Raw genomic sequence first — 9,126 nt, 5'->3', positions numbered from 1 at the left:
CGGCTTTTGATTGGTGAGGCTGATAATATCAGGCCTCGTTTGCCCAAGGAGAGCGACCACCGCGATCACACCATGTCATTCGCTGCAGGCGCATGAAATGCAAGCCAAAATAGAAAAGCGGTCACTCGAGATGGATGAATGAGGCCTCAGGAGGCGTCCCGTTCGAATATGGAGCATGCTTTCTTCACACCCCACAGAACACTCAGACGTTTTTATGTTTTGCAGGGGCTCTGCCTCGCCTTCACCGTTCGTGAAAAGAAGTTGGAGCAAGTACGCTCCAAGGCGATCGGCTTCAGTTAGCGTTCAGTGATTTGGACGACAACGATGAGTGTCCGCCCGAAACCAATTCATCTATGAACTTCGAAAACAACTCACCTTGAGATCGGATCTGCAGTTTTGAATAAACATTCCTTCGGTGGATACGCACAGTGCCGGGGGAAATTTCGAGGATGCGCCCCACAGCGTCTGCGGAATGACCTTTGAGCGTGTATTCGACGACCTGGCGTTCTCTTGGTGTCAGGGCACCCTGTCCGAAATTGGTAAAAGCAAGGGCCACGCTTTGATAAAGATCATCATCTGCTACCTCGCCTTCAACAGATCCAAACCGGTTGGCAAGATCGTCCCAGTGTCTTTTGCATGTCGCCTGCACAATGGGCCAAAACTCATTGAGTTGTCGGAAATCCTTGGCTGAAAAAGCCTTTTGCTCACGCATCACGGAAACAACCACACTGGCGGATTCAGGAAGCCGGATCACAAAGCCCATTTCTTCCGCAAGCCCGGTTCGGGCATAATAGCTGCGATAGTATTCGCCCTGAAAAAACCTGTCCGGTGCCAGATCGCGAATTCGATGCAGTCCGGGAATGAAATCGGTCTCGCAAACAAGATAAAATGGGTCAAGCAAGTATGGGCCTTCCTGATAGTCCTCAACAAAGACCTTGCGCTTATTTTTTGGGAAATCGTCATACAAATCCAAAGGGCGGGCTTGGCCAAAATATCCAAATACAACAGTGTAATCGAACGGGGTGATCTGCCTCAGCGTATCAGACAAGGTTTGTGCAAAGCTCTCTGAGCCGATAGCGTCAATGAGCGTGCCGGTTGCTTCGTACAAAGCTTTCATGATCCTCCTCCGCGCCCTGCTATTCAGATTGATATACTAAAAACATGGTATATACACTGAAACAAGTTTTTCTTACTGTTTTTCCAATATAGATAGTAGTCAACAAATCGGAAAAAGATAGAAATAAATGGAAAACGGGGGATATGTTGGCGAGGTTGAGCCAGCTGGCAAAAAACCGATCGCAGAACTGCGTGGAGTGACAAAGCGCTTTGGCGAAGTGTTGGCCGCCAGTGATTTGAACCTTTCGATTGCCGAGGGCGAGTTCCTTTCCTTTCTAGGCCCGTCCGGATGCGGCAAGACAACAGCTTTGAGGATGCTGGCAGGTTTCGAAACCCCCACCGAAGGGGATGTGTTGCTGGATGGAAAGGTGGTGAACACGCTCGAAGCGCACCACCGTCCGGTGAACATGGTGTTTCAGCAATATGCATTGTTCCCACATATGACCGTGGCGCAAAATATCGGGTACGGGTTACGCCAGATCCGCCCGCGCATACCAAAGGCAGAGATTTCGGAACGGGTGAGCAAAGCCCTTGATGTGGTGCAACTGGCAGGCTTTGAGGATCGCAAGATCTGGGAGATGTCAGGCGGCCAGCAACAGCGCGTGGCCCTGGCCCGCGCTATCATCAATGAGCCCAAACTCCTGTTGCTGGACGAACCTATGGCCGCGCTTGATCGCAAGTTGCGTAAGGAGATGCAGATCGAACTGCAGGATCTGCAACGCCAGTTGGGTATCACCTTTGTACTGGTGACACACGACCAGGAAGAGGCACTATCGATGAGCGATCGCATTTGCATCATGCGGGACGGCAGAATTGTGCAGATCGGTAGCCCGCAAGAGTTGTATGATCGCCCAAATTCTCGCTATGTCGCTGATTTTGTAGGCACGTCCAACTTCTTTAATGGCAAACTTCAGCGTTCGACGGACGGCTTGTCTGAGGTGCTTCTGGACAATGGAATGCGGATACAGGGCATGCCCGGTGATGGTCTTGTCGACGGGCAGGAGGTGTGCGTTAGCGTGCGCCCTGAACAAATGAAACTGCGCCGTCAGGGCAAAGGTCTTGAGGTCGAAGTCCACAACCGAATTTTTCTTGGCGAACACACTGAATACCTGGTGACGCACGAAACCCTTGGTGACTTCCTCGTACTCGCTCCGCGTCAGGCGGACCTTAGCGAAGGTGCTTTTGCCGTCCGCGACAAAGCCCTGGTCTCGTGGGAGACATCGGCGGCGCTCATTCTCGACCGAAATTAACGACGTCCACAACAACCATGCAAAAGGGAGTAAAGAAAATGACAAAGACCATCGACCATATCTCCAAGAAGGAGTTCATGGAGAAGCTGGAAAGCTACCGGAAAGGCTCAATCACGCGGCGCCATTTCCTGAATGTAACCGGCCTTGGTGCGGCAGCGGCTGTGATGGGGGCCTCGGTGCCCGGTTTGCGCCCACAACCTGCATATGCTGGCGATATTGGTGATCGCGTGGTTCTGGCTACATGGCCGAACTATCATGATCTGGCCAACTTTGACGCCTTTACTGAGGCGACCGGCGCACATGTGCAGGTCAACGTCTTTGGCTCGAACGAAGAAATGCTAGCCAAGTTGCAGGCCGGTGCCACCGGTTGGGATGTCTATGTGCCCACCAACTACACGTTTGAAGATTACGTCAAAGAGGATCTGATCGAACCGTTGGATACGTCGATGTTGCCGAACTATGATGCGTCGGCCTTTGATGCGCGCTACGCCGAGGCAGGTTCAGTCAACGGTAAGCTCTATGGTGTTCCCAAGAACTGGGGATCGACCGGCATGGCCGTCAACACTAAGCACAATGGTGGAAATGCGATTTCATCATGGCGAGAGTTCTTTGATATCACCATGGGCAAGTTCTCGGGTCGTACCATCGTGCACGACTATCAGCTGACCACGATTGGCAGCGCCCTGAACGCCTTTGGCTATTCGTTCAATTCGGTTGACGAGAAAGAGCTGGCCGATGCCGAGAAACTGCTGATTGACGTGAAGCCACATCTGTTTGCCATTACGTCGGACTATCAGCCGGGTATGCGTAATGGGGATGCCTGGTTGACCATCTGCTGGTCCGGCGACGGCAAGCAGCTGAACACCGACATACCCGAGATCGCCTATGTGCTTGGCAAAGAGGGCGGCGAAATCTGGAGCGATTACTGGGCGATCCCCAAAAGCTCCGAGCGCAAGGCAGCGGCCTATGCGTTGATCAACTTCATGCTGGATCCGAATGTTAACGTCAAAGAAGTGCTGGCGCACGGCTATCCGACGGCAGATTCCCGAACATATGATCAACTGCCCGAAGAGTTGAAGAATGATCCGATCATCTTCCCGGCTCAGGAGCTTTTGAGCCCACTGGAATTCGGGGCCGCAGTCACTCTGACCGATCCGAACCGCGCCGAGCTGATGGCTCGGTTCAAGTCGGCCTGATCTGAACTAAGGTGAAGACAACATGACGAATAGAACACGCAACTGGTTGTTGTTGGCACCTGCGGGAACTTGGTTCCTCGTGATGTTGATCATTCCGTTAACAGTTGTCTTCATCTTTAGCTTTGGAGAGCGAGCCTCGTCAGGTGGCGTTGAGCTCGCTCTCACTTTGGAACAATACACCAACCTTCCTGCACGCTGGGCAGCGTTCAAAAATACGATGACGTTGGCGCCGTTAGGAACCATGGCGGCGCTGCTTATCGCCTATCCCCTGGCTTACTTTCTCGCTGTCAAAACGACTCCGAGGTGGAAAACCATCCTGTTGGTTCTGGTGATCGTGCCATTCTGGACGTCGATCCTGATCCGCAGTTACGCTTGGATTTTCCTGCTGGGTGGACGCGGGATACCTGCCTTGTTCGAATGGGTCGGAATTGAGGGACTACGCCTAATCAACACGCCGTTTGCGGTGCTGGTTGGGATTATCTATGGGTATCTACCGCTGATGGTGTTCCCAATCTATGTCAGCCTCGACAAACTCGACAAACGCCTGCTCGAGGCGTCGTCTGATCTGGGCGCAAAGCCGTGGAAGACCTTTCTTCAGATCACGCTCCCGCTTTCGGTGCCCGGCATTGCGACTGGTTGCATGCTCGTCTTTATCCTGTTGATGGGCGAATACCTGATCCCGGCTCTGCTGGGCGGTGGCAAAGTGTTCTTTGTTGGCAATGCACTGGTCGACCTGTTCCTGCAGTCACGCAACTGGGCCTATGGGTCGGCGGTTGCTGTCACCCTTGTGGTCGTCATGCTGATTACCGTCACGATCTACATGCGGCTGATTAGCCGCCTCGGCGCAAGCCGTGAAGACGTATCGATTATGTGAGGCTATGCGATGAGACTGTATGCAATCTGCGTTTACCTTTTTCTCTACATTCCTATCGGTGTCATCGCCCTGTTCAGCTTTAACGCCGGTCGACACGCGAGCCAGCTTCAGGGGTTCTCAACCAAATGGTATGGCAAGGCGCTGTCCAATCCGTTCGTGATGGACGCGCTGGAAACCAGCCTGATCGTGGCATTTTGTTCGGCGCTGTTTGCCAGCGTCTTTGGCACCATGGCCGCCGTCGCCCTGCAGGGCATTCGTGGTCCCGTGCGAGCTACCTTTGATCTGCTGATCTATGTTGCGGTGATGATCCCCGGCATTGTAATTGGGATCGCCACTTTGATCGGGCTGGTCACCGTATTTGACCAACTGAACCCGCTGATTGCGGCGATTTGGCCGGACGGGTTCAAGCCGCCAAAGCTGCGCATGGGCATCGGCTCGCTGATCGCCGCCCACACGATGTTCCTGATGGCGCTTGTGGTAATTATCGTACGGGCACGGCTCGCGGGGATGGATCGCGCGCTGACCGAGGCCTCTTCGGATCTCTACGCCACGCCGATGGGAACGTTCCGACAGGTGACATTGCCGATGATCTTTCCGGCCATCCTGGCGGGTTTTTTGCTGAGCTTCACCTTTAGCTTCGACGACTTCATCATCGCGTTCTTTGTGGCGGGCTCAGAAACGACGCTGCCGATCTATGTGTTCTCATCCATCCGACGCGGTGTGACACCTGAAATCAACGCGATTGGAACGATGGTGATGGGCGTGTCTCTGTTACTGCTGATTACCGCCCAGTTGTTGCTGCAACGCGGAGGTAAAAAGTCCCGATGACCCTTGCAGAAAAATCTCTTAAGGCCCGACCTTTTCCGATACTCGGCGGCAAGGTTGTTCTGGTGACAGGCGCCGGATCAGGAATTGGCCGGGCAGGGGCAATGGCCATGGCCCGTCATGGCGCCAAAGTTATTGTGACAGATCTGGACGCCGACAAGGCTGCGCATGTGGTCGAAGACTTACATGGCGAGGGGCTGGTGGCGGCCTCGAGAGGGCTAGATGTCACCGACGATCAGGCAGTCAAAGCCGAGGTCGACAGAGTCGTCAAAGCTTACGGGCGCCTTGATGTCCTGCACTCTCACGCTGGCTATCAGGTTGAAGGCAACCTTGAGCAGGTGCCCGTTGAAGGTTTGGACATGTCCTGGCGATTGAACGTGCGGTCGCATTTTATCGCGGCTCGCGCTGCGGTGGGTCCCATGCGCGAGCAGGGAGGTGGCAGTGTAATCATCACTTCGTCAAACTCGGGTGTGCAATACGACCGCGAAATGATTGCCTATGCCACTACCAAGCATGCAGTGGTCGCCATGACCCGTCAGATGGCCGCAGATTATGCCAAACACAATGTTCGTTTTAACGCCCTGTGTCCGGGTTTTATCGACACGCCGTTTAACGCCGGTTTCGAAGTGCAAATGGGCGGGCGCGAAAAGCTAGAAAACTACGTGTCTGAAACCATTCCGATGGGACGCTGGGGCACGACCGAAGAAATGGCCGATTCAATCCTGTTTCTGGCCTCCGACATGTCCACCTTTATGACGGGCCATGCGCTGGTCATCGATGGCGGAGAATGCATCTGAACTTCTGTACGGAGCACCAATATGACCAATAGCCTCAAGACACCCAATGGCCGCCTCGCGGGAAAAGTTTCCGTGATTACAGGGGGAGCCACTGGAATGGGGCGGGCCACCGCGCTGATGTTTGCCGAAGAAGGTGCCAAGGTCAGCATCTTTGATATCAAGAATGAAGAGGGTCGGAAAACAGTCGACATGATCCGCGACACAGGTGGTGAGGCGGCATTTTTTCATGCTGATGTCACCAAGGACGCCGAGATCAATGCTGCCTTTGACGCTGCCCTTGAAGCCTTTGGACCCTATAATGTCCTGTTCAATCACGCAGGAACCATCATCGTCAAAGCGATGCATGAAACCAGCGAAGAAGAATATGACTGGTTGATGGATGTAAACGTGAAATCGGCCTTTCTGACCTGCCGTCGTGCGGTTCAGGACATGAGCGCAAATGGCGGCGGCTCAATCGTGATTACTTCGTCTATTGCGGCTGAACTGGGCTATGCGTTGGAGTCAGTCTACTGCATGTCAAAAGGCGCGGTTCTTCAACTGGCGCGCACGATCTCAACCGAATATCGCGATGCGGGCATCCGGTGTAACGCGGTCTGCCCTGGGTTTGTTGAAACGGCGCATGGCCTCAAGGAAATAGCAGAGTTGGACGCCGCCGGACAGGAATGGGAAGACTCTGGGATGGCGGCAACGCAGGGACGCATTTGCTATCCAGAGGAAGTGGCCGCGGCGGTGGTTTTTCTTGCATCTGATGAGGCCAGCTTTGTGAACGGCAATGCAACCTATGTTGACAACGGCTGGTACGCAAAAGGTTAAATGCCAAGCGAATAGGACAATCATGACCATCGGACTTTGAGTTGCACGATCACTTTGGCGGCGCAGCGAATGGCTGGATCGGTGGAGCCGCAATGCGGCGAGAACTTTCACGACGAATGACTGCAATGGGCCGGATGCGGCTTCTGGAGCATTTCAGCCGAAGGTCGGGAAAGTCCGCGATCCAGACCTCCACTAATCTTGTAACTGTGCACTTGCAGCGAATGTCGGCTCTGACGGGCCGCAACGCGGCGGCGATGCCCGTCAGTGAATGGCAGCAATGGGCCGAGATTTCCCAACGCGGGATGCGAAGCCAAAATGAAACTTCGCTGGTGGCTGACAACCTATCTAACCGCAAAGTTTCGGAGAACCTGCGCTCCTGATTTCCCGGCCATAGAACATGTGACGGACCCCGGCCCAGAAAGCCGCGGCTTCACACATGGGACATGGCCTGGAAGATGAGTACATGACCGCTCTGCTCAAATCTCGGTTTTTGAGACGGCGCGCCGCGTCCCTGATTGCGGCCACTTCAGCGTGACCCGTGGGGTCTTGATCCAAGATGACCCTGCTCCATGATTGGCCAATGATAACATTGTCGCGCACCACAACTGCACCATACCCCTGATCTCCATGGTCAATTGCATACTGACGCATCTCGAAAGCGCGCTCCATGAATGTGGCATCGTTGGGATCACTTGGTTGAGGTATCGCGTTGTCCGCTCTCGTGGAAGTTTGACCCGCGACGGAGCTGCTCATTCCAACCGTCAGTGCGCTAAAACCTGACACAGCAAGAAAGCCACGCCGCGTGAAAACGAGTGCACTGTGGCAGTCCTGTTTACTTTTTTCGATCTTGTTCATTTTGTGGTTATCCGTGAGATGTATTCATCCTTATCACCACCCTACCACGAGAAGACCTTGATCTGAGGTCGGTCATATCCAAGCTGCCATTGGCGCATTTCAAGTGAAACTCACCACTTCAGCCTGCTGGATTAGTCTCAATCCCTTTTTCTTAACCGCTCTACCATCTCAGCAAACCCGCGTAGTTCGGCGTGTTCGAGTGGCGTAGTTCCGTTACGATCGGCAAGCGATCGGTCAGCACCTGCCGCCAACAACGCATCCAGAACCGCAAGATGATCCGGGCCGCCGTCACCAAGCACAACGGCTTCGATAACTGCTGTCCAGTTCAGATTGTTCACATGGTCCAGAGGCGCGCCAGCGGCGATCAGCCGTCGGACAATCTCGACATGCCCGAGATGCGCGGCCGCTATCAGCGCCGTTCCTTCATAAGGGCTGGTCGTCAGGCCCGGATCATTGCCTAACTCGATTGCGAGCGTCATCAATTCTGGATCATTTGCAACGGCCGCAATCGTGACCACGTCGTAGTCCTGACCTTCTAGCGCGTTCATGTCAGCACTGGCCTCGGCTAGCGCGCGCAACGCCTCGTCCTCTGAAGCAAAGGCTGCCACATGGGCTGGCGTGCGGCCTCGCGAGTCCCGCGCGTTGACGTTTGCCCCCGCCGCAACGAGCTGCCGGATCATTTCTTCGTTGCCGGTGTGAGCGGCTGCGAAGAGACCGTCGTAATGCGAGACCTCACCAACCGAAGGCGGCGTCTGCGCCATACTCGCGTTGGCGGCAAGACCTATCACAAACGTAAATAGCAAAAGACGAAGCATGGCCAATCCTTATTCTTACACATTGGTCAGGAGGGTGCGATAATAATAGCGGATTTATTCGATGCCAGCTCCATTCAGGGTCAGAATCCTTTCCGAAGAATTGATCTTGTAATGTCATTGGACAGAAGAGCGGCGCCAATGGATAATCGGGCTATGGAGCAGACAGACACCACACCTGTCCACCTCATACACGTGGACCCGGACGTCAACATGGCGCGGTTTTATGGAATTGAATTGCAGCCGACACTGTTTGGGGAAGTTTCTGTGTTTCGTACCTGGGGGCGCATTGGCACAAATGGGCAAGCCATGATGGTGACATATGATGACGAAGCCGAGGCTGCCGACGCGCTCCAAAACCTCGAAAAGCAAAAGCGCCGTCGAGGGTATGTTCCAGTCGGTGAGTGACTTCGCATTAGCAAATCCCGAACCTGTCGGCTCTTGACCGGGCTCTAGGTTTCAGCCGACATATCGGCTTCCACCCAGAACACCCCAGCATGATCTCCCTGAGCCGGTTGTGTTGCGAAGTTTTGGTTGGATTACAATATCGCGCTGCGGCAGTGGGTTTAAGAGGCGAGCTCAGCGAAC

At 54.2% G+C, this 9,126-nt stretch carries 11 protein-coding genes; 8 read left to right on the top strand and 3 right to left on the bottom strand.

Annotated features, from left to right (window positions below; translation table 11 throughout):
* Window positions 1-292 precede the first annotated feature (292 nt).
* Window positions 293-1,117, bottom strand: coding sequence for a helix-turn-helix transcriptional regulator (locus AC2FFH_RS23000; RefSeq protein ID WP_496845400.1), 825 nt, complete (start codon window positions 1,115-1,117; stop codon window positions 293-295).
* Window positions 1,118-1,244: 127 nt separating this feature from the next.
* Here AC2FFH_RS23000 and AC2FFH_RS22995 point away from each other — a divergent pair, with 127 nt between their 5' ends.
* The 7 genes from AC2FFH_RS22995 to AC2FFH_RS22965 all read left to right on the top strand — a co-directional run bounded on the left by AC2FFH_RS22995 (window position 1,245) and on the right by AC2FFH_RS22965 (window position 7,251).
* Window positions 1,245-2,366 carry an ABC transporter ATP-binding protein gene (locus AC2FFH_RS22995; RefSeq protein WP_058277029.1) on the top strand — a complete coding sequence of 374 codons (1,122 nt, stop codon included), beginning with the start codon at window positions 1,245-1,247 and terminating at the stop codon, window positions 2,364-2,366.
* Window positions 2,367-2,404: 38 nt separating this feature from the next.
* The gene (locus tag AC2FFH_RS22990) at window positions 2,405-3,562 is read left to right on the top strand and encodes an ABC transporter substrate-binding protein (protein WP_058277121.1); all 1,158 of its coding nucleotides are present in this window, start codon (window positions 2,405-2,407) and stop codon (window positions 3,560-3,562) included.
* A 22-nt stretch (window positions 3,563-3,584) separates the two neighbouring features.
* Window positions 3,585-4,436 carry an ABC transporter permease gene (locus tag AC2FFH_RS22985; RefSeq protein WP_282169970.1) on the top strand — a complete coding sequence of 284 codons (852 nt, stop codon included), beginning with the start codon at window positions 3,585-3,587 and terminating at the stop codon, window positions 4,434-4,436.
* A 9-nt stretch (window positions 4,437-4,445) separates the two neighbouring features.
* The gene (locus AC2FFH_RS22980) at window positions 4,446-5,264 is read left to right on the top strand and encodes an ABC transporter permease (RefSeq protein WP_282169969.1); all 819 of its coding nucleotides are present in this window, start codon (window positions 4,446-4,448) and stop codon (window positions 5,262-5,264) included.
* Entirely contained in the window at window positions 5,261-6,058 is a 798-nt protein-coding gene (locus tag AC2FFH_RS22975; protein ID WP_058277032.1) for an SDR family NAD(P)-dependent oxidoreductase, read from the top strand. Before AC2FFH_RS22980 ends, AC2FFH_RS22975 begins: the two co-directional genes overlap by 4 nt.
* A 21-nt stretch (window positions 6,059-6,079) precedes the next feature.
* Window positions 6,080-6,871, top strand: a complete 792-nt coding sequence (locus AC2FFH_RS22970; RefSeq protein ID WP_496845399.1) for an SDR family NAD(P)-dependent oxidoreductase — start codon at window positions 6,080-6,082, stop codon at window positions 6,869-6,871.
* Window positions 6,872-6,987: 116 nt separating this feature from the next.
* Entirely contained in the window at window positions 6,988-7,251 is a 264-nt protein-coding gene (locus AC2FFH_RS22965) for a hypothetical protein (protein WP_496845401.1), read from the top strand.
* Here AC2FFH_RS22965 and AC2FFH_RS22960 read toward each other — a convergent pair.
* Together AC2FFH_RS22960 and AC2FFH_RS22955 are read right to left on the bottom strand one after the other, a co-directional pair.
* Window positions 7,217-7,624 carry a nucleoside deaminase gene (locus AC2FFH_RS22960; RefSeq protein WP_496737936.1) on the bottom strand — a complete coding sequence of 136 codons (408 nt, stop codon included), beginning with the start codon at window positions 7,622-7,624 and terminating at the stop codon, window positions 7,217-7,219. The two genes, AC2FFH_RS22965 and AC2FFH_RS22960, sit on opposite strands and share 35 nt — an antisense overlap.
* A 239-nt stretch (window positions 7,625-7,863) precedes the next feature.
* Entirely contained in the window at window positions 7,864-8,541 is a 678-nt protein-coding gene (locus tag AC2FFH_RS22955; RefSeq protein WP_496770885.1) for an ankyrin repeat domain-containing protein, read from the bottom strand.
* A 138-nt stretch (window positions 8,542-8,679) separates the two neighbouring features.
* Between AC2FFH_RS22955 and AC2FFH_RS22950 the strand changes: the two genes are divergently transcribed.
* Complete coding sequence (locus tag AC2FFH_RS22950) at window positions 8,680-8,946, top strand: WGR domain-containing protein (protein ID WP_496737934.1); 267 nt, start codon at window positions 8,680-8,682, stop codon at window positions 8,944-8,946.
* The last annotated feature ends 180 nt before the right edge of the window (window positions 8,947-9,126 follow it).

Source organism: Ruegeria sp. YTSC003, assembly GCF_059609785.1.
This window is presented reverse-complemented; position numbering and strand designations above follow the sequence as displayed.